The 19,487-nt window shown below is 68.9% G+C and carries 14 protein-coding genes and 1 pseudogene; 7 read left to right on the top strand and 8 right to left on the bottom strand.

The features are described 5' to 3' along the window. The 3 genes and pseudogenes from FJV41_RS18885 to FJV41_RS54615 form a co-directional block, all read right to left on the bottom strand. Nucleotides 1–360 (bottom strand): annotated as a pseudogene (locus tag FJV41_RS18885) (hypothetical protein); the annotation flags it as partial. 153 nt (nucleotides 361–513) lie between these two features. After that, nucleotides 514–771, bottom strand: a complete 258-nt coding sequence (locus tag FJV41_RS18880) for a hypothetical protein (protein ID WP_141643904.1) — start codon at nucleotides 769–771, stop codon at nucleotides 514–516. Nucleotides 772–936: 165 nt separating this feature from the next. Further along, nucleotides 937–3,774: a fused MFS/spermidine synthase gene (locus FJV41_RS54615; RefSeq protein ID WP_281291448.1), complete on the bottom strand. Its 2,838-nt coding sequence runs from the start codon at nucleotides 3,772–3,774 to the stop codon at nucleotides 937–939. Between the two features lie 78 nt (nucleotides 3,775–3,852). Between FJV41_RS54615 and FJV41_RS18870 the strand changes: the two genes are divergently transcribed. From FJV41_RS18870 to mrpC, 3 genes are all read left to right on the top strand, one after another. Continuing rightward, the gene (locus FJV41_RS18870; RefSeq protein WP_141643902.1) at nucleotides 3,853–4,827 is read left to right on the top strand and encodes a sensor histidine kinase; all 975 of its coding nucleotides are present in this window, start codon (nucleotides 3,853–3,855) and stop codon (nucleotides 4,825–4,827) included. Nucleotides 4,828–4,840: 13 nt separating this feature from the next. Further along, a complete protein-coding gene (locus tag FJV41_RS18865) occupies nucleotides 4,841–6,292 on the top strand; it encodes a sigma-54-dependent transcriptional regulator (RefSeq protein WP_141643906.1) in 1,452 nt (483 codons plus the stop codon). 264 nt (nucleotides 6,293–6,556) lie between these two features. Further along, complete coding sequence (gene mrpC / locus FJV41_RS18860; RefSeq protein WP_015351149.1) at nucleotides 6,557–7,303, top strand: Crp/Fnr family transcriptional regulator MrpC; 747 nt, start codon at nucleotides 6,557–6,559, stop codon at nucleotides 7,301–7,303. Nucleotides 7,304–7,478: 175 nt separating this feature from the next. Here mrpC and FJV41_RS18855 read toward each other — a convergent pair whose 3' ends face one another. Then, nucleotides 7,479–9,050, bottom strand: a complete 1,572-nt coding sequence (locus FJV41_RS18855; RefSeq protein WP_141643901.1) for an aromatic amino acid hydroxylase — start codon at nucleotides 9,048–9,050, stop codon at nucleotides 7,479–7,481. 106 nt (nucleotides 9,051–9,156) lie between these two features. Continuing rightward, the gene (locus FJV41_RS18850) at nucleotides 9,157–10,065 is read right to left on the bottom strand and encodes a LysR family transcriptional regulator (protein WP_141643900.1); all 909 of its coding nucleotides are present in this window, start codon (nucleotides 10,063–10,065) and stop codon (nucleotides 9,157–9,159) included. A gap of 237 nt (nucleotides 10,066–10,302) precedes the next feature. Here FJV41_RS18850 and FJV41_RS18845 point away from each other — a divergent pair, with 237 nt between their 5' ends. Beyond that, on the top strand, nucleotides 10,303–12,219 hold the full coding sequence (locus FJV41_RS18845; protein ID WP_141643899.1) for a sulfatase-like hydrolase/transferase: 1,917 nt from the start codon (nucleotides 10,303–10,305) through the stop codon (nucleotides 12,217–12,219). A 57-nt stretch (nucleotides 12,220–12,276) separates the two neighbouring features. On the opposite strand, the gene FJV41_RS18840 is transcribed toward FJV41_RS18845, so the two are convergent. From FJV41_RS18840 to FJV41_RS18830, 3 genes are all read right to left on the bottom strand, one after another. Beyond that, nucleotides 12,277–12,870, bottom strand: coding sequence for a hypothetical protein (locus FJV41_RS18840; protein WP_141643898.1), 594 nt, complete (start codon nucleotides 12,868–12,870; stop codon nucleotides 12,277–12,279). After that, nucleotides 12,870–13,646 carry a metallophosphoesterase family protein gene (locus FJV41_RS18835; RefSeq protein ID WP_141643897.1) on the bottom strand — a complete coding sequence of 259 codons (777 nt, stop codon included), beginning with the start codon at nucleotides 13,644–13,646 and terminating at the stop codon, nucleotides 12,870–12,872. The genes FJV41_RS18840 and FJV41_RS18835 overlap by 1 nt, the downstream gene beginning before the upstream one ends. A gap of 180 nt (nucleotides 13,647–13,826) precedes the next feature. Next, nucleotides 13,827–14,921 carry a vWA domain-containing protein gene (locus tag FJV41_RS18830; RefSeq protein ID WP_141643896.1) on the bottom strand — a complete coding sequence of 365 codons (1,095 nt, stop codon included), beginning with the start codon at nucleotides 14,919–14,921 and terminating at the stop codon, nucleotides 13,827–13,829. A 208-nt stretch (nucleotides 14,922–15,129) separates the two neighbouring features. Here FJV41_RS18830 and dgcN point away from each other — a divergent pair, with 208 nt between their 5' ends. From dgcN to FJV41_RS18815, 3 genes are all read left to right on the top strand, one after another. Continuing rightward, on the top strand, nucleotides 15,130–16,146 hold the full coding sequence (dgcN, locus tag FJV41_RS18825) for an N-acetyltransferase DgcN (protein WP_141643895.1): 1,017 nt from the start codon (nucleotides 15,130–15,132) through the stop codon (nucleotides 16,144–16,146). Nucleotides 16,147–16,152: 6 nt separating this feature from the next. Continuing rightward, nucleotides 16,153–17,139, top strand: a complete 987-nt coding sequence (gene dgcA, locus FJV41_RS18820; RefSeq protein ID WP_141643894.1) for an N-acetyl-D-Glu racemase DgcA — start codon at nucleotides 16,153–16,155, stop codon at nucleotides 17,137–17,139. A 418-nt stretch (nucleotides 17,140–17,557) separates the two neighbouring features. Beyond that, a complete protein-coding gene (locus tag FJV41_RS18815) occupies nucleotides 17,558–19,399 on the top strand; it encodes a MutS-related protein (protein ID WP_141643893.1) in 1,842 nt (613 codons plus the stop codon). Nucleotides 19,400–19,487 lie beyond the last annotated feature (88 nt).

The following is a 19,487-nucleotide window of genomic DNA, read 5'->3' as shown; positions in this document are numbered from 1 at the left end:
CCCCCAGATTTGATGCACCTCCGCCTGCCCCGCGACGATGACGGTGGCCTCATGCGTCCGGCGGTGGATGTGCAGCGGACACGCCTGCCCGCGCCCCATGACGTGCAGATGCACCGTGGCGCTGTCCGAGAAGAAGAAGGTGTCGGAGATGTCCGCCGCGTCGGGGTTCTTCTTCGCCAGCGACTCGAAGACGGCGGGCACGTCGAAGACCTCGACCTCCGGGTCCTCGGGCACCGTCATCGCCCGCTTCACGGCGAACAACACGCCCAGCAAGGACACCGTCAGCACCAGCGACAGCACCCGGTACAGCACCACCCGGCGACGCAGCAGCAAGAGGTCCGCGGAGGTGGGCTCGGTCACGGGGGCATCCTGGACTTCGCGCCGCGCCCCGGCCACCTGCCCTGCCGCCGAGCACGAGCGCACAAAGAAACATGGCGGGGCCCTCGATGAAGAGGACACCCGCCACGTGAGTAGAGGCACCGCCGTAAGGCGATGCATCCAAGACACGAAAGCTTAGTAGGCGTTGTTCTCGCCGAAGCTCTTCATGGTCTTCTTGTTCAGGGCGACGTTGGAGCTCTGGCCGTCGTTGGCGACGTTGGAGTTACCCGCCAGGGCCGCCGCGGAGGCGCCGAACAGCTTGCGAATGTTGTCGCCGAACAGCGTCACAACGCCGATGGCGGCGATCGCGATGAGGGCAACGATGATGATGTACTCGGTCATGCCCTGACCACGAGCCTTGCGGAGCTGGTTCTTCTTCGAGATCGCCTTCATGGGAAGTCTCCTGGGGTTCAGAACGGGAAAGACACCCTGTTACTCGGGGTTGAAAAGCACAGTACGGGAGATCCCACCTGCACCTCCATCCGTCATCGGGAGGATGGGGCCAATCCCCTGTAATTCCCGGCGGATAGCTCTTTTTCTCAGAGACTGGAAGGCCGCTCAGGGGCCAACCGGGGCTGCGACAGGCGTCTTCGAGGGGGCGCACGCCGAGGCGGGGAGAGCATCGCACAGGTTTCGCACGGCGCGTGCGAGTTCCGCGTCAGCGGGGAACTCGGAGGCCACCTGCCGGCCCAGCGCCAGCGCGGGGGCCGCGTCCACGGGGGTCCACACCGTCCGGGTCGCCCAGGCCCGCTCGGCGACGAGCTTCAGGTAGGCGGCGACCAGCTCCGGCTCACGCCCGCCCTTCGCCACCTCCGGCTCCAGGAGGGAAGCAGCCAGCGTCAAATCCTTCTGGGCCAGGGCGGCCTTGCCCAGCGCCACCGTCGCCTCGCGGCTGTCGGGCGCCACCGAGCGCCACAGCGTGGCCACGCCGCGCACCAGTGGATCATTCGCCGCGTGGTAGCGCTCCATGTTGCGGTACAGCCGCGCGGCCTCCTCGGCCGTGGGCGGGTGCTGGCGCAGGTAGTCCTCCAGGAACAGCCGCGAGCCGCCTTCGGGAGAGCGGCGCTCGTCCTTCACGCGCACGTCGATGTTCGCGACGAAGAACGCGATGGGCGAGGCGTACTCCAGCAGGTTGTGGTCATCCGTGTTGATGGGGCCCGGACCCGCGAAGGCGAGCTGCCCGTCCTCGCTGTGCACCTGCTTGGACAGGAGCGCGAAGACGTCCGTCAGCCCCACGCGCCCCATGTCCGCGCGAACCTCCGGCACCGCCATCCGCTGGGCCAGGCGCTCCGCGTCGAAGGCCAGCGGCTTGCGGCTGGCCACGAGCACCAGGTCATGCGGCCCCAGCCACGTCGTGGCATGCGGGAAGGTGTCGCGCAGCGTGCGGACCACCAGCCGGATGAGTTCGTCGTTGCTCTCGTAGGTGTGGATCCACTGCACCAGCACGCCGTCATCCGCGAGGTGGCGGTCCACCGTCTGGAAGAAGTCCCGCGTGAAGAGGCCTGACACGCCCGCCACCCATGGGTTGGAGGGCACGCTCACCACCAGGTCGTACTTGCGCTCGGCCAGCGCCATGAACGTCTTCGCGTCGTCGATGTGGACGCGCGTGCGGGGGTCATCCACCGCGTTGCGGTTGTCCTCCTTGAACAGGCGCGCGGCGTCGATGACCGCAGGAGCAATCTCCACCATGTCCAGCCGCTCCACCGGATGCGCCAGCACGCTGCCCGCGGTAATCGCCGCCCCCGCGCCCACGAGGAGCACATTCTTGGGCTCGCGCGGGTGCAGCAGCGCGCCCAGGTGTCCGGCAATCACCTGCGTCTCCACGTCGCTGCCGTTGGAGGCGTCAATCTTGCCGTTGAGCTTCATGAAGCGCAGGTGGTCCTGCGGGTAGTCGGCCACCATCACCGTGGCGAAGGTGTCGTCGCGGTAGAAGATGGGGTGGATGTTCTTCTCCGTCTCCTCCACCAGCTTCGCGTAGCTCTCCGGGGGCTTCTGGTGGGAGCGGATGGAGGCGATGCCCGACAGCCGGACGGACCAGCCGCTCATGCCGCCCAGCACCACCGCCGCCAGCAAGGCCACGGCGCCCACCGGCCACAGCGCTCGCACGGGGCTTGAGGGACGGCCCGGCAGCGCGTGGAAAGCCAGCGCGGCGGCGGCGAGGTTCGCCACCACGCCCGCCACGAAGTTGCCCTCCATGCCCCACCACGGCATCAGCACCAGGCCGCCCAGCGCGGAGCCCGTAATCGTGCCCACCGTGTTCCACAGGTACACGCCGCCCAGCTCACGGCCGACCTCGGACACCTTCGCCGTGGCCACGCGCGCCGCCGCCGGGAAGGCCGCGCCCATGAAGAACGTGGGCACCAGCAGGACGAGGCAGCAGAAGCCAAACGTCAACAACTGGAACAATGGCCAGGTGTCCACCGAGCGCGTCATCATCCACTGCGCCGAGCGGAACAGGTGCGGCAGCCGCACGTACAGCGGCAGGGCCACGCAGAGGCTGGCCACCAGCGCCACCTGCATCTGCCCGTACAGCTTCAGCGGGTCCGACTTCTGGGCGCGCGTCATCAGCCAGAAGCTGCCCAGGCCGATGCCCAGGATGAACGCGGTGAGGATGAGCGTGAAGGCGTACGTGGACGCGCCCAGGACGATGGACAAGAGCCGGATCCACGTCACCTGGTACAGCATGGACGTGAAGCCCGACAGCGCCACGCCCACCAGCGCCGCGCGCACCGCCACGCGGGGATAGGCCAGGTTCGCCGTGCTCTCGGACACTGGCGCGGCCTGTCCCGGCGCCAGGGCGGGAGGATGCCTGCGCGCGAGCAGCAGCGCCGCGACGGCCAGGAGCAGGTTGAGCCCCGCGGCCAGCTTCGCGGAAGCGGACAGGCCCAGCACCGGCACCAGCTTCGTGCCCGCGATGAAGACGCCCAGCGCCGCGCCCAGGCTGTTGACGGCGTACAGCCGCGCCAGCTCCCGCTGCACCCCGGAGAGGCTGTCCGCGAAGTGCCGCACCAGCGCCGGCAACGTGCCGCCCATCAGCAGCGTGGGCACCACCAGCGACACCGCCGCCACCAGCAGCCGGGGCCCCACCCGCCACCCTTCCGGCACGCCGGGCGCGACGGCCAGCCACAGGGCCCCCAGGGCATCCAGCACGTACGGGAAGGCCAGCGCGTACAGCGCCACGCCCAACTCGAGCACTCCGTACAAGGCCAGCGGGCTCTTCACCCGGTCCGCTGTCCTCCCGAAGACAGATGCACCGAGCGCCAGGCCGCCCATGAAGGTGGCGAGCACCACCGCGTGCGCCTGCCCACTGTTGCCCAGGACGTTCCCGAGATACTTGGACCAGACCAACTCGTAGACCAGTGCCGTACCTCCTGAAAGGAAGAGGAGGGCCGACACAAGGTTCTTCGGGAAACGCGCGATGAGGGACATAAGGGGACAGCGCGGAACCTTACTCGTTATGTTCGGGACCCACCAATGAACGCCCACCTCCTGCAAGCCGCATTGCTCGCCTGGTCTCCAGGCCTGCGGGTGACCCGCGCGCAGGGTGACTGCGCCGCCGTGCTCCGCCGCCCCGTCGAGGAGCTGCTCGACCGTCCTCTCCACCAGGTCCTCGGTGTCTCCGCCGAGCGCGCCCGCGAGCTGGACGCACGGGCCCGCGAGGACCGCCGCGCCGTGGAGTTCATCTCCTCGGCGCTGGGGAACGAGGACGCCACGCCCCTGCGGCTGACGCTCGGCCTGGACGAGGGCGAGGCCGGAGCGTGCGCCCAGGACCTCAACGTCCTGTTGGAAGGCGCCCCGCCGGTGCAGATCTCCCGACTGTCGAGCTCCCTCAGCCACGAGATTCGCAACCCCCTGTCCTCCGTGAAGATGGCGGTGCAGACGCTGGCCCGGAACACGGGCCTGTCGGACCGGGACAGGCGGCGGCTGACCATCGCCAACCGCGAGATTCGCACCATGGAGCGCATGCTCTGGCTCCTGTCCGAGTATGGCCGCGACACCACGCCCAACCTGGACGCGCACGTGCTGCGCTCGGTGATTCAAGAGGCCACGGGCATGGTGGCGCCCGAACTGGCCGAGCGCCGCATCGAGGTGCGCGTGGACGAGGAGGCGGAGCTGCCTCGCGTGCGGGTGGACCCCAACCGCCTGCGGCCCGTGCTGGCCCAGGTGCTGCTCAACGTGGCCATGGGTCGACCCGAGGACAGTCCGGTGGAGGTGGCCCTTCGCCGGGGCCCGCCGGGCCGCGTGCTGATGGTACTCAAGGACCCCGCCGCCGCCCTGCCTCCGGAGGAGAACGGCACCCTCTTCGAGCCCTTCGGCTCGAGGCTGGCGCGCGGCGCGGGACTGTCACTCGCCGCGCTGCGCCGGGTGATGATGGGACAAGGAGGGGACGTCGCCGCCGAAGGCAGCGCCGAGCCCGGCATGGTCTTCACGCTCACATTCGCCACCTGAGAAGGAAGCCATGATGGAGACCCTTCTCATCGTCGATGACGACGTGTCGCTCCTCGAGACGTTGAAGATGCACTTCGAGGAGATCGAACACGACGGCCAGCCACGCTACCAGGTGGCCACCGCCACCAGCGCCGCGGCGGGGCTGCGCGCGGCGCAGGACTCCATGCCCAGCGTGGTCATCCTCGACATGATGCTGCCGGACCGCACCGGTCTGGAGATCATCGAGGAGATGAAGGGGCTGTGCGGCGACGCGCGCATCATCCTCGTCACCGCCTACCACGACATGGAGACCACCATCCGGGCGATGAAGGCGGGGGCCTTCGACTACATCCACAAGCCCTTCCCGGACCCGGCCGCGTTGGACCTCGTCGTCGAGCGCGCGCTGGAGTACCGCCAGCTGTCACGCCGCGCGGACGAGGTGAACCGGGAGAACGCCGCGGTGCGCCTGGGCGACATCGTCGGCACCAGCCCCTCCATGCAGCAGTTGGTGAAGGAGATTGGCAAGGTGACGGGCAGCCACGCCACCGTGCTGATTACGGGTGAGAGCGGCACCGGCAAGGAGCTCATCGCCCGCGTCATCCACAACTACTCGTACGACGAGCCCCGGCCCTTCATCGGCATCAACTGCTCGGCCATCGTCGACACGCTGCTGGAGAGCGAGCTGTTCGGCCACGAGAAGGGCGCCTTCACCGGCGCGACGGCGGGCAAGCCCGGCAAGTTCGAGCTGGCCGAGGAAGGCACCGTCTTCCTCGACGAGATTGGCGACATGTCGATGATGCTCCAGGCCAAGCTCTTGCGCGTGCTCCAGGAGCGCGAGTTCGAGCGCGTGGGCGGCGTCAAGCGCATCAAGCTGCGCGCCCGCGTCATCGCCGCCACCCACCGCAACCTCTCCGAGGAGGTGGAGAACCTCCGCTTCCGCGAGGACCTCTACCAGCGCCTCAAGGTGATTACCCTCCTGATTCCCCCGCTGCGCGAGCGGCGCGAGGACATCCAGTTGCTCGTCAAGCACCTGCTCGAGCGCATCAACGAGAAGGTGCACAAGCGCGTCACCCGCGTGCCCACCGAAGTCATGGAGCGCCTGACGCGCCTGCCCTGGCGGGGCAACGTGCGCGAGCTGGAGAACGTGCTCACCCGCGCCGTGGTGCTCGCGCCGGGCGATGTGTTGCGCGGGGATGACCTGCCCACGCTGGACATCCCGCCCTCCCCGGAGTCGGGCCGCGTCGCCAGCAATACCCTCATGTTCACCGCCCCCGCGGTGGATGACGCCAGCCTCATCCCCACGCTCGAGGAAGCTGAACGGATGCTCATCGCCCGTGCCATGGCCGTCACAAAGGGGCACAAGGGTCGCACCTGCCAGATTCTTAAAATCAGTCGCCCCACCCTCGAGCGCAAACTGCAGAAGTACAATCTTTCACAGGGACAGAACCCTCTAGGGCACGGGTTCACCGTGAAAGACGACCCCTGAACACTGTCCGGGCCACGACAAAGGGCCCCACCCTTTGAACGTTTCGTTCAACATGATCAGACTGTTTGAACGTTCTGTTTCAGGTTTCGGACACAGACAGGTGGGTGCTACGGGCCTCTAGCGCTAAGTACCCGGCATTCTTGGATGTGTTCCCCCCGGAGCACTTCATTCCCCACTGGCACGTTCCTTGGAAAAGGTAAGCCCCGTTGCCGCTGAAGCAGGCGGCCGGTCCTACCCCCGATTGCTTTCCACGGAGTGAATGCCATGCACGGTTTCAATCGCCCCCTCGGCCCTATCGGTTCCAACGTCGTGGCGCCGCTCCAGGCAACCAGCTCCGGGATGATGGTCACCGCGAACAAGCTTGTTCCGGGGCAGGAGGCCATCGACTTCAAGGGCTACTTCAAGGTCGAGTCCTTCCCGCACAACTCGACCATCTACCGTCCTGGCGACAACACGGACCGCGTCTATCTGCTCAAGTCCGGCCGCGTCCGGCTGATGCGCATCGGGAAGAATGGCACCCGCTCGGTGGTGTCCATCCTCCGCCCCGGCGACTTGTTCGGCGAGCTGTTCCGCCCCGAGGGGACGCCGATTGAAGAGATGGCCATCGCCGCGGGCGAGGCCGAGGTGTGGAGCATCGAGGGCCGCGACTTCCGCGCGCAGCTCGAGGCCCGGCCGGCGCTGGCGGTGGACGTGGTGCGCGCCTACGCCGAGCGCGTGCGTGCCCTGCGCAAGCGCGTGCTGGGGCTGACCTTCAAGGAAGTTCCCGCGCGGCTGGCGGACACCCTGCTGACGCTGGTGGAGGCGCACGGTGAGCGCTGCCCCCACGGCGGTGAGACGGACCTGCGCGGAATCACGCAGCAGGACCTGGCGGACCTGGTGGGCGCGTCGCGCTCGTTCGTGTCCACGCTCATCAACGAGATGAAGCGCGAGGGCGTGCTCGGCAATGTCGGCCGCATCCTCTGCGTGAGGGACCAGAAGGCGCTGCGGAAGATTGCCTCCAAGGAGAAGTGAGCACGGCGGTCGTCCCCCGCGGATGTCGCGGGAGCACTGACGTCAACGACGGGCCTGACCACGTGACTCCTACGTGGTCGGGCCCGCGTCGTTTTCACGGGTGACGGCAAGCGAGGAGCGGCCACGCGGGGAGGCGCGGCGCTCGATGGAACGTTTCACTCCCCGGGACGCGACCTCAGGCCCGGGCCTTCAGCTCGTCGACCTCGGCGCGCAGCAGCCAGTCGTCCTGGAAGTCCGTCGCGGCGGCGGCGATCTGCGCCAGACGCTCCGGCTTCGCCTTCCCCGAGTCGCGCAGACCGCGCACCTCCCGGTAGAGCGCCGCGAGCGACGGGTGCAGGGCCAGCGCCTTGCGCTCGCGCGCCTTCGACTCGCCGTCACCTTCCGCGAACGCCCCCAGCTCGCCGAACCACCGGTCCCACGTCTCCGGGTCCGCCGGCCCACCCGCTACCGAGGGCAGGTGCGTGGTGACGAAGAGCTTCGTCACCGCGGGCACGTCCAGCGCGCGGCCCGCGAGCCGAGCCCGCAGCGCCAGCACCTCGCCTCCGCCCGCCGCGAAGCCCTCCAGCTCCAGCCCGCTGGCCAGTGACAACTTGAACGTTCCTCGCTCCGGGAGGCTGCCCGCACCGAAGGCCACCAGCGCCGGACCGTTCCACGGCCGACTCCCATCCCCCTTGCCACCGCGCGAGGTGAGGACCGGACCCTCCATCCGCACCAGCGCGGTGGTGAGCCCCGGGGCCACCTCGGCGGGCGCGGCCACCGTTTCCAGGACGCGCCCCGTCACCTCGCGGCCATCCGCCAGCACCAGGTGATTCACCGTGCGCGCCTGCCGGGCCACCTCCAGCCCGAAGTCGCCGCCGCGCTTCCACGCCAGCGTGGACTCGAACTCCGACAGCACCTCGAACAGGTGCTCGAAGTCCCGCGCCACGAAGAGCTGCGGCTGCATCCGGGTGATATCGAAGTCCATGTCCGCGCACGCCACGCCGAGCGGCAGCTTCCGCACGGCCGGCGTCAGACAGAGTGCCGCCTCGCCGATGCTCGACAGCAGCCCCGCGCCGTAGATGCGCGGCGACTCCAGGCCCCCGACGAGGCCGTACTCCGCGGTCCACCAGTACAGCCGCGTCGCCCGCGTGCTCTCACTCACGTACCGACGGCTGGCGCTCGCCGCCTCCAGTCGCGCCTCTGAGTGAGCGACCTCTTCCGGGCTCGCGTCCGGGTCTTCCTTCACCACCGACAGGTTGCGGATGGCCTCGAAGACGGCCTGGTCCTCCACGCTCGCGATGGACTTGAAGCCCACGAGGCCGCACGCCTTCAGGTACTCCGCGTACCGCCGGTTGGCGATGATGGGCGCGTGCCCCGCGCTCTCATGGACGATGTCCGGCGCGGGCGTGTACTCGATGTGCTCGTGCGTGCGGATGTCCGAGGCGATGGCCAAAACTCCCATCGACTGGAGTTCGGTGAAGACCGCCGGCGGAATGAAGCCGCGCACGCCCACGCACGCCCAGCCCAGCCGCGACAGCCGCTCGTTCATCTCGTCCAGGCTGGGGATGGACTCCAGGTTGATGCCCGTCGCCGACAACCCCTCCAGATAGACGGAGTGCGCCCGCTCCCCGAGGTGCCCGCGCAGCTTGCCCAGGATGTGCCGCCAGACGGCGTGGTCTCTCGGCGTATACGCGTCGTAGTCCTGGCTCACCACGTAGCGCCGCAGATGCGCGGGCAGGCGGGATATCGTCAGTTCCGTTGGCGTCATATCCGGGCACTCCTGGTGAAAACTTTCAGCCCAGAGAAGATACAGGCGCAGGAGGCTCCGGAAAACCGGCAGAATTCGACGTCTTCGTCGATTTAACGACGAGTATTCATACGCGCTGACGCAGTCCGTCGAGGACGGTGGAGGCACCGGGACTGAGCGCGCCGGAGGGCCAGAGGGCCACGACTTCCACGGCCTGGGGCTCATCCTCCTTGAGGGGCCAGGCGTGCATGTCGGGGGGAAAGGGGTGCATCGGCCGCAGGTCGGGCGTAATCGCGCAGGCGCTGAAGGCGCGCAGCAGTTCGTAGAGCAGCAGGAAGCTTTCGACTCGGGCCACCTCGGCCACCTTGACCCCATGGGCGGCGAAGCGCGCGCTGTTGGCGCCGCCGTAGGGGTCGTCTCGCAGCCAGTCCACGAAGGGCTGACCGTCCAGGTCCTTCACGTGCAGCGTCCGCCGGGACGAGGCCATGCTCGCCAGCGCGTTCCCCGGGCCGGCGAGCACGACGAAGGACATGCGCAGCAGGGACTCGGACTCCACGCCTTCGTGGGGCGGCAGCGGGGTGAAGTCCAGCGCCAGGTCGAGCTGTCGCGTCTGCACCTGCCGCGTCAATTCGTGCGGTCCGCCGAAGCTGAGCACCAGCTTGAGTCCGGTGGCGGCGGCGTCGCGGGCGACCTTCCCGAGCAAGGAGATGGACAGGGTGGGATTGAGGCCCAGGCGCACCACGGGCTCCGCGCTGGCCAGGTCGCGCAGCCGCTTCATGTCGAGTTGGTGCAGGGGCGTCTGGGTGCCAGCGAAAAGACGCTCTCCCCGAGCGGTGAGCTGGAGGCGTCGGCCGGGTCCTCGCTCCAGCAGCGTGGCGCCCTCCGCCAGCGCCATCTCCAGCGCGCGGATGTGCTCGCTCACCACGGAGCGGGCCACACCCAGGTGCTCGGCGGCGGATTCAATGCTGCCCGCCTCCACCGCCGCGGTGAAGGACTCCAGCCAGACGAGGTGTCGCACGAGCTTGCGTGGCGGCATGCTCCCATCCTGGCACCGCCGAGCCATCGGACACGAGACATGAGGTGCGGCTCCACCCGGCACCTCGTGCACGTGGCGCTTCACCTCCGCTCCCGGCACCGCTAAGCCGCCGGACACGAGACATGTGAGGCTCTATCCGACGCGTCGCGTGAGTGGGCGTGCATCCACTGCGAGGGGGCGGCCGGGCGTTCCTGTCTTCCTTGAACATCAGCCTGCGGCGGGCTAGCAGGAGGCGCGATGTCTCGGATGCCTCCCGCCACCGTCACTCCCGCCGAGAGGCTCCGCCCGCGCTTGGCCGACGCCCTGCCTTTGCTCGGCCCCGCGCTGCTCTGGTGCACGCTGCATGGGCTGCTCGCGCTGCTCTTCTTCGGTGCCCCCCTGCTCGACTCCGTGGGGAGGCTGGCCAGCTCCTTGCGTCCCGTGCTGCTGGTGGGCGGCATCGTCCAGGCGCTGTTCCTGGGGCTGCTCACCTTCGTGGCCACCCTGCCCCTGATACTGCTCGGGCGGCGCTATGCGCTGGCCCTGCCGGTGATGGTGGCGCTGGGCGTGGCCATGCTCGGCGTGGACGCGCTCGTCCTGTCCTCCCTGGGCTTCCACATCAACGGGCTGGTGCTAGCGGTGGCCATGCAGCCGCGCGCGCTCGCGGAGACGGGGCTTGCTCCCCATGAGCTGGCGCTCCTGGGCGCGGCGACGCTGGGCGTCCTCGCGCTCGATGTCTGGGCGGGCGTCCACTTCCTGCGGCGAGTCCCCCGTCCGCGCCACGTCGCCCGGCTCATCGCCATCCTCGTCCTCGTCACCGCGGTGGAGCGACTGACGAGCGCATGGCTCGTCTTCGCCCATGGTGGCGCCGTGCTGCACGCGGCCACCACCCTGCCCCTGCAACCCCCCGTGCGCATGAACACCCTGCTCACGCGGCTGACGGACAGGCCCCCCGCGTCTGGACTGCGGCTGGGCGTGAGCCCCGAGGCCGGCGTCCCCGCGTCGACCATCGACCCCGCCTCGGTGCGCTTCACGCGCCGGCCCGACATCGTCCTCATCCTCGTGGAGAGTCTGCGCGACGACTTCTTCCGCCCGGACGTCATGCCCCACCTCTGGCGCAGGGCGGAGCACGGCACACGCTTCCTCCATCACCACAGCGCGGCGAGCTCCACGGACTACTCGCTCTTCAGCCTCTTCTTCGGACTGGAAGCACAGCGCCGCGACGCGGTGGTCGGCGCCGGGCGCTCGCCCCTGCTCTTCCCGGCGCTCCGGGAGAATGGCTATCGCCAGGCCTTCTTCGCCGCGTCCTCCGTGGACTGGATGGGCTTGAAGGACACCGTGTTCCGCGACGTGCATGGCGGCCTGCGCACGGACTACGAGGGCCGCAGCCACCTGCGAGACACCGCCATGGTGAAGGATGCGCTGGACATGGCGCGCACGACACCCAAGGACACGCCGCTCTTCACCTTCGTGTTCTTCGCGGGCACGCACTTCGACTACGACTACCCGCCGCGCTCGGCGGTGTTCACCCCCGCCTGGGACGGCAAGGGAGGCCTGGCCACCGCGCGAGTCCCCGCCGAGCACCTCAAGGCCCGCGCCTGGAACTCCGCCTACGAGGTGGACACCAAGGTGGAAGAGCTCTTGAGCCAGTGGGAGGCCACACGCGGAACGCGCCCCCTGGTCATCTTCACTGGCGACCATGGCGAGGAGTTCCGCGAGCACGGCCGGGTCGGCCACGCCAGCGACGTCACCGAGCTGCAGCTCCATGTCCCCATGCTCGTCTTCGACGAGAAGCTTCCGACTGGGCAGGTCGAGGCCGTCACCGGCCACATCGACCTGGTGCCCACCCTGTTCGACCTGCTGGGTGACACCCACTCACCGGAGCAGCTCGGTGACGGGATTCCCATGAGCCGCCCAGACCCTCGGCGCTACCTGCTCACCACCATTGGCTGGGAGGCGCGCTATGCGCTCATCGGCCGGGACTTGAAGGTGCGCTTCGGCGCGGGACTCCCCGGCACGGAGCTCAGCGACCTGTGGGACCGCCCCCTTCCGGACGCCCAGGAACGCTTCGCCGCCGAAGCCCCGCGCATCCTGCGTCGGCTCCGGGGCGGTGGCGCGCAGACCGAGGCCGAGCCGACCTCACCTCCCGCCACGGCGACGCAGCCTCCACGCTGAAGGCCGCATCCACGCTGAAGGCCGCATCCACGCGGCCGCCGCTTCACACCGCGCGCTTCAGAAGCGGACCCGCGCACCGAGCGCGAGCGTGAACAGGCCCGTCTTCACGGTGCTCGGGTTCTGGAGGAACTGGACGATGCGGTAGTCCGTGGCCACCAACTCGTAGTACCCCTCCAGGTGCCTCAGTCCCAGCGACGGCACGGGCCGGCCCGCGCTCCCGCCCAGCAACAGCGCGGGCCTCAGCGCCGTCTTGAACCAGTAGTAGCCGGAGACATAGCGGTCCGGCAGCGTGAGGAAGTAGTCGTCGCCAAAGGTGTAGCTGAAGGCCGCTCCCACGGTGAACGGACGAAAGCTCCACTCGCGGTGGGTAACGTGGAACGGATGCCACTGGCCCTTGAGCGTCAGGGTGACGAAGTCCGCCCCCGCCACCGCCCGAGGCGCCCAGCCCACCAGCACCTCCAGCTCCAACTGCTCGTCCAGGAAGGCCCACCCTGGCCCCGCGGCCAACATGCCAATGGAGCCGGCGAACTGGAGCGCCGCGTGGTCCGGCACGTACCACGGCGCCCCCGCCTCCCTCGGCGCCGCGCGCACGGGATGCGCCGCGAGCAGCATCGACGCCAGCAGTCCACCCACGAGCCAGGAGCGCGCCATCAGAAGAAGACCTGCTCGACAGCCACGGACTCGCCCTCGACGGTGACGAGCAGGTAGCTGTGAAGCTCTATGGAGTCCGCGATGAAGTAGCGCACGCCCCGCCGCGCGTCGGTGCTGAAGCGGTGGGTGTGGCCGTGAAACGAAACCGTGACTCCGTGCTCCGCCTGGAGCTGCTCCAGCGGTTCCGTCAGCGACCCATCGAAGTCCGGGTGTCCGGGTGGCACATGCGAGAAGGTGAACAGGTGCCCGCCACCCGGCGCTTCGCCCAGTGCCGAGCGCAGTTGCTCCAGGTCCGGCACGTTGCCCGGGAACCCGTACTCACGGGAGTTGGAGTCGAAGAGGACGAACCGGCTCCCCCCATGCTCGAAGGCCAGGAACGTCGGCCCGAAGCGGTGGAGGTAGAGTTCCCGCCCCTTGCCGAGCAGGTCATGGTTGCCGATGACCGCCAGCGCGGGCACTGACGCATCCTCGAGCAGCCCCGCCACCCAGTCGTACTCCTGGGCGGAGCTGAACTCCGTCAGGTCCCCCATCTGCACGACGAAGTCGACATCGCGCCGCGCGAGGTCCTTCACGGCGTCGACGGAATCGTCCTGGTAGACGCCAATGTCTCCCAGCACCGCGAAGCGGAAGGACCCGCCGCTGACGTTCCGCTGAAGCCGCTCGAGCGCCCGGGCATTCGTGTCGCGCACGCCCCCTCGAATCTCATAGGGGTGCAGCTCGAAGACGTCGCAGCTGACGCAAAGCAACAGCAGCAGACATGGGACCCAGGACCTCACGGTCGTCCGAGGTAACGACGTGGTGCCACCTCTTCAACCCTTGGGTCGGGCGCTCCATGGCGCATGAAACATCCGCTCATGGAGTTCATCACGTGACCAACAGTCGACACGCACGCAACGAGAACCCCAGGCCGTTGACGCTGTTGTCTCCTTCGCCCTCGGCCCGTTTCGCCGGAGCACTCAGGCCGCGAGGGACTTGGCCCCGTCCCAGTCCTCCACCTCGTAGAGGAACTTCGACCCCTTCACGAGCTTGCGATTCGCCGAGGTGCTCTGCACGAAGACGACGTATTTCTCCAGGCTGGCGGGACGGATGCGCACCGTCTCCCCCGGCGGCAGCCCGAGCATCTCCCGCGCCCGCTCGCCGCTGTAGAAGTCGCCCGTCTTGCGGTCCATCAGCACCACTTCCTTGTGCCCCTGGATGGTCTCCGTCTTGGTGAACTCGTAGAAGCCCCGTCCCGTCTTGAAGCCCAGCCCGTTCTCCTGGACGAAGGCCTTGATGGGCATGTCATCGTCCACCTCCAGCGACTGGAACCGGCCGGGAGCCACGGCGCGCAGGTCCGTCTCCGCGTAATCCGACGACGTCTTTCGCTGGAGCATGGTGCTGAACATGGCGTTCAGCCCGCGGCTCATCCGCCCCTCCTTCGCGACCTCCGTCTCGTAGGCCTGGAGCCGCGCGTCGGACGACTGCTTGTAACAGACGGCCAGCAGCATGTCGGTGACGTGCGCGAACTGGTCCAGGCTCAGATGGAAGCCGCCCGACTTCTCCGCCAGCTCCTTGTAGAACGGCGTCGCATGGCGCCGCGCCAGCGCCTGCACCCCGTACACCGGGACGCCCATCCTACCCAGCGCGTCCACTTCCTTGCGCCAGTCCAGGCGCTTCGGGTTGTCCGACGGCGCATGCGGCACGTCATCACCAATCAGCACGAAGGCCCGCGTGTAGCCCACCGTCCATGACAGGGATTGCGCTTCGCGCAGCACCAGCTCATAGCACTCCGGCGCGTCACCGCCGCCCGTCTGACCCACCTTGTCCACGAACCGCACCACGGCCTTCGCATCGTCCGTGAGGTCCAGAATCTTCGTCACGTACGTCGAGCGCGCGTCGCAGTAGTCGCCGTGCGCGATGACGCCGATGCGGATGCCCGGAATCTCCTTCATCAATCGGGACACGGTGCCATGCAGCTTCTTTCGCACCTGCGCGAGACACGGATACATGCTGCCGGTGGTGTCGAAGCTGAAGACAATCTCGACGCGATTATCAATCACTGACGCGGCCATTTTTCGTTCCCCTCGTGTGCGGCGACGGAGAGAAGAATACGGGGCGGGTCTGACATTTTCGGGCCTCCCGGAGGGCCTACGCGTGGGGTGGTTCCAAGGGGTTGGAAGAAACCCTCCCAGCAGGCTTCAGCGATGTCCTTGCGGGCCTGTCGGGGGCGTGCTGAAAAGCCTCGCCACAGCCCCAGACCGGGGCGCGGGGAGGACCTTGGTGGAGATCCAGAAGCCCTACCTGTTGTTCCTGGGGGATGTACCCGACCAGCTCGCGGCGAAGACGGCCCACGGCATCGTCGACTGGCGGCCCGAGTGGTGCGTGGGCCAGCTCCGACTGCCGGGCTGCGGGGCGGACTGCGGCCTGACGGACCTGGACATCGCCCAGGCCAGGGCCCGGGGCGCCCAGACGCTCATCGTCGGCGTGGCCAACGCGGGCGGCGTGCTCCCCGAGCACTGGGTGAGCAAGCTGGTGGAGGCCCTGGACGCGGGAATGGACGTCGCCACGGGGTTGCACAAGCGCCTGTCCTCCTTCCCCGCCATCGCCGAGGCCGCCGCGCGCAATGGCCGCAAGCTGCACGACGTGCGCATCCCCGACATGGACTTCGCCACCGGCAAGGGCACGAAGCGCCAGGGATTGCGCCTGCTGACGGTGGGCACGGATTGCTCGGTGGGCAAGAAGTACACGGCGCTCGCGCTGGAGAAGGAGATGCGCGAGCGGGGACTCAAGGCGGACTTCCGCGCCACGGGACAGACGGGCATCTTCATCTCCGGCCGGGGTGTGGCCATCGACGCGGTGGTGTCTGACTTCGTCGCGGGCGCGGCGGAATGGCTGTCACCCGCCAATGACGCGGACCATTGGGACCTGGTGGAAGGCCAGGGCTCGCTGTTCCATCCCTCGTTCGCGGGCGTGACGCTCGGTCTGCTGCACGGTGCGCAGCCCGACTCCTTCATCGTCTGCCACGAGCCCACCCGTACGAAGATGCGCGGCGTCCAGCACGCCCTGCCCTCCATCCAGGCCGTCATCGACCGCACGGTGCTGGAGGGGCAGCTCACGAACCCGGGCATCCAATGCACCGGGCTCGCCATCAACACCGAGCACCTGGAGGAGAAGGACGCCCTCGCGCTGCTGGAGCGGACCGGCCGCGAGTACGGCCTGCCCTGTGTCGACCCCATCCGCACCGGTGTCGGCCCGCTGGTCGACGAGCTGGTGCGCCGCTTCCCGGCGAAGGGCTGACCGCGCATGCGCAAGCTCACCGTCAAGCACGAGAGCTGGCCCATCGCGGGCAGCTTCACCATCTCCCGAGGCTCGAAGACCATCGCCGAAGTGGTGGTCGTCACGCTGGAGGAAGGCGGCGCCGTGGGGCGCGGCGAGTGTGTCCCCTATGGTCGCTATGGGGAGACGGTCGACGGCGTGCTGAGGGCACTGGAAGCCGCGCGTCCGCGCATCGAGGGCGGGCTGGGACGCGACGAGGTCCCGGAGGCGCTGGAGCCGAGGGCCGCGCGCAACGCGCTGGACTGTGCGCTGTGGGACCTGGAGGCGAAGAAGACCGGCAAGCCCATCTGGGAGCTGCTCGGCATGTCGGAGCCCCAGCCGCTGGTCACCGCATACACGCTGAGCCTGGACACCGCCGAGGCCATGGGCCGGGCCGCCGAGAAGTCCTCGCACCGGCCACTGCTCAAGGTGAAGCTGGGACGCGGGAGCGAGGGTGACATCGAGCGCCTGCGCGCCATCCGCCTCGGAGCGCCGGCCAGTCGCCTCATCGTGGACGCCAACGAGGGCTGGAAGCCCGACGAGCTCCCGTCACTGCTCGCGGCCTGCGCCGAGCTGGGCGTGGTGATGGTGGAGCAGCCGCTGCCCGCGTCGGATGACGAGGCCCTGCGAGGCCTGCGGCGCCCCGTGGCTGTCTGCGCCGACGAGTCCGCGCACGACAGGCACGGGCTGGCCACCCTCGTCGGCAAGTACGACGCCCTCAACATCAAGCTCGACAAGACGGGAGGGCTCACCGAGGCCCTGGCCCTGGCGCGCGATGCACGTGGGCACGGGCTTCAACTCATGGTCGGCTGCATGGTGGCGACCTCGCTGTCCATGGCCCCGGCCGCCCTGGTGGCCCAAGGCGCGGAGGTGGTGGACCTGGACGGCCCCCTGCTGCTCGCGAAGGACCGTGAGCCTGGCATCCACTTCGAGGGCAACACCCTCTTCTGGCCGCCTCGCGAACTCTGGGGCTGACCCGCCATCACGGGCCTCGTGGCGGTTACGCGTCGCGTGACATCGAGCCACGGCACACCGGTGGAGGAACCGACGTTTCCTCCACCAGTGCCGCCCACGCGAGGAACGACTCTTGGTCGCGAGTGTCCTCGCCGGGGCCGGGTTCGACATGGACGCGAAACTCTCGGGAACACCCTCCCGCCGGTTCAACTCAGGGGTGAACCACCGGGATGGCCTTGGGCCGTTCTACCTCGTTGGCCCCCCACCCTCCGCTGACCCATGAAGCGCCCGCCCCGGAGGGCCTCGCCTCGGGCCTGCGCACCAGAGGCCACCGCCCCCTCGGGCAACGACTCCCAGCCCACCTCCGTCATCCCGACACCATCTGAAGACAGGCGGCCCTTGCCCTGAACGGGCCGGAGGCACAGCATGCGCGGCCACAGTGTCCGCGAACGCCCCGAGCCCGAATCCCCACCACACGTACACCGAGCGCCGTGCCGCCGCTGAGGCGGAGCTGGCCGCCCTGGACCGCGTCAGCGCCCGCTACGCCAACCTGCGCACCCTGGCCTTCCTCGTCGCGGCCGTCGTCTCGGGGCTCATCGTCACAGGCAGACTGCCCAAGACCTGGTGGTGGGGCACGGTGGCCGCCGTCGTCGTCTACGGCCTCCTCGCGGTCCTCCACCACCAGATCTTCCGCCGCGAGGCGCGTCAGCGGCTGTACGTCACGCTCAACGAGCGGGGCCTCGCGCGCCTGGGCCACGGCTGGCACGAGTTCACCGAGCGCGGCGAACGTTTCGCCTCCCCCGCCCACCTCTACACGCCGGACCTGGACGTCTTCGGACAGGGCAGCCTCTTCCAGCTCCTGAACGAGACGGCCACCCGCGCGGGCGAGGAGCGACTCGCCGCGTGGCTGTCAGCGCCTGCTCCGGTGGACGTGGTGCAAGCACGTCAGGGCGCGGCGCGTGAGCTGGCACCGCTCGTGGACTTCCGACAGGACCTCTGCGTGGAAGCGCGCACGGTGGCGAAGGAGAAGGCCGACCCGAGCCTCTTCATCCAGTGGTCGGAAGCCGGGCCCGCGTTGGACTCCATCCGCTGGTCCCTCCCGCTCGCCATCATCCTGCCGCCGGTGACGCTGACGCTCTTCATCCTGGGCGAAGTCGGCGTGCTGCCCGGCGCCTCGGTGTGGGCGGGACTTGCCGCGCAGCTCGCGGTGGCCGTGGCCACCCGTCGCACGCTGCGGAAGATGGACGAGGGCGTGGAGAAGGGCGAGCAGGGCTTCGTCCGCTACGCGCCCATCTTCGAGCGCGTGGAGGGCCAGCGCTTCGAGCATCCCCTCCTGCGTCAGCTCCAGTCGGGCCTCCAGCAGCAGGGCGAGCCGCCCGTCTCGAAACACTTCCAGCGCTTCAGCCGACTGTTCTCGCTCATCGAGTTCAAGCGGCACCAGTTCCACCCGCTGGTGCACTGGCTCACGCTCTGGGACATCCATGCGCTGTTCGCACTGGAGCGCTGGCGCGCGAAGCATGGCACGCAGGTGCGGCACTGGTTCGAAGCGCTCGCGGAGATGGAGGCCCTCTCCTGCGTGGCGGGCCTCGCGCATGACCGACCCGCCTTCGCCTGGCCCACGCTGGAAGCGACGGGGCCCCTCGTCGAGGCGAAGGTCATGGGCCATCCGCTGCTGGATGCCCCCGTGCCCAATGACGTGTCCCTGCCGGGCCCCCGACAGGCACTGCTCATCACCGGCTCCAACATGAGCGGCAAGACGACGCTGATGCGAGCGCTGGGCACCAACGCGGTGCTGGCGCTCGCCGGAGCGCCGGTGTCCGCGGCGTCGTTCCGCCTGTCTCCGCTGCATGTGCTCACCAGCATGCGGGTGAAGGACTCGCTGGAGCGCGGCGTGTCGTACTTCTACGCGGAGGTGCAGCGCATCAAGGCGGTGCTGGACGCGGCGCGCGCGGCGAACGGGCAGGCGCTGTTCCTGCTCGACGAAATCCTCCTCGGCACCAACACGCGAGAGCGGCAGCTCGCCTCGCGCGAGGTGCTCCGGCTGCTGCTGTCCACCGGGGCCTCGGGCGCGGTGACGACGCACGACTTGTCGCTGACGTCGCTGGCGGAAGAGACGCGTGACGCGCACGTCCGCAACGTCCACTTCAGGGACCACCTGGAAGCTGGGGAGATGGTGTTCGACTACAAGCTGCGCGAGGGCGTGGTGGACACGACCAACGCGCTGCGAGTCCTGCGCCTCGCCGGTGTCCCCGTGGACGACCCCGAAGCCCCCGTCTCCTGACGTCGAGCATGAAGGGCCGGCGCCTGGCCGAGCCCCGCAACGACACGGGCCCCGGGAAGGACTTCCCCGGGGCCCGCGAACTTTCAGT

The sequence above is a fragment of the Myxococcus llanfairpwllgwyngyllgogerychwyrndrobwllllantysiliogogogochensis genome (assembly GCF_006636215.1).
In the GTDB taxonomy this organism is placed as follows: domain Bacteria; phylum Myxococcota; class Myxococcia; order Myxococcales; family Myxococcaceae; genus Myxococcus; species Myxococcus llanfairpwllgwyngyllgogerychwyrndrobwllllantysiliogogogochensis.
The sequence above is the reverse complement of the archived record's forward strand: the minus strand, read 5'-3'. Positions and strand labels throughout refer to the sequence as shown.